This is a genomic window from Actinomycetota bacterium (assembly GCA_028698215.1).
Classification (GTDB): domain Bacteria; phylum Actinomycetota; class Humimicrobiia; order Humimicrobiales; family Humimicrobiaceae; genus Halolacustris.
On record JAQVDY010000034.1, the window covers coordinates 1 to 1,137 of the forward strand.

Consider the following 1,137-nt stretch of genomic DNA (forward strand, 5'->3'; position numbering starts at 1 on the left):
GTTATAATACTATTACAATTGAATAAGAAATTTAAGATTTAGATGCTATGAAGCTTTTCCTTAATCTGGACGCTTAGGGGAAGCGGAGCAAGTAGCGTAACCGGCTAATAAGCCGGTTTTTTTATTTAGGGGGTTGTGAATTAATACAATTCTTTATTTAAATATTTAAAATTATAAAAAGAAGGGAAAAGAATATGAAAAAATTACTTATTATAGGGTTAATAGTTGCAGTAGTAGCTATGTTTAGTTTGCCAGCCATGTTACTGGCTGCTCCTACGCTTGCTCCTGCAAGTGCTACTATAGAAGTTGGAGGCAAACAACAATTTACACAAAAAGGCTTTAGCGGTCAAGGGGGATTTACCTGGTCATCTAATAACACTTTAGTAGCTACTGTAGACAATGGCGGTATAGCCACAGGTGTATCTGAAGGTACAGCGAAGATAACAGTTTCCAAAGGTAATAAAGAAGCATCTGCCATACTTACAGTAACTGCTGCTACTACTACTTTACATGCCCTTTCCTTGGAAGTCTTGCCTGCAGATAGTGGGACTGTATCAGGTGGGGGTAATTATGCAGAAGGTGCAACAGTACCTGTATCAACAACGCCAACTAACTCTAGCTGGAATTTTGTAAATTGGACCTTGAATGGAGTAGAGGTTAACACAAATGCAAGCTTTGATTATACGATGACAGATACAGATACTACTTTAGTAGCTAACTACGAGCACCAGGGCGGAGGCACCGTAGGGCTTAATGTAGCTGTAGGAGATTGTAATGGAGATGGAACTAGAACAGTAACATTTGAAATGTCAGGAAGTTATGGGGGAGAAGCTTTTTTATGGGTCCTAGGGCTAAAAGAAACAGGTGGAAGTTATACCACGATATATGCAGGCTCTCAAGACGATATCTTGAAGAATCTTGGACCCGGTAATTATACTGCTGCTCTTGTTGTTATACATAAAAATAGTTATGGTACTGGATGGGGATGGCCACATGATCCAAATGTTGAAAAAACATTTAGTGTAACTAGTTGTCAGCCAGATACCTATACTCTGACTATGGCTGAAAACCCCGCTGGCAGTGGAACAGCTAGTGACCAAACTGGCACAGGGCCTTATGAAGAAGACGAAACAGTTA

General features: G+C 39.8%; 1 protein-coding gene and 1 riboswitch. The gene reads left to right on the forward strand.

The genetic code is table 11. The features are described from left to right. Positions 1-31 precede the first annotated feature (31 nt). A riboswitch (cyclic di-GMP riboswitch) is annotated at positions 32-111 on the forward strand. A gap of 83 nt (positions 112-194) precedes the next feature. Next, positions 195-1,137: Ig-like domain-containing protein (locus PHN32_08165; GenBank protein ID MDD3777564.1), on the forward strand; the 943-nt coding region annotated here is incomplete at its 3' end.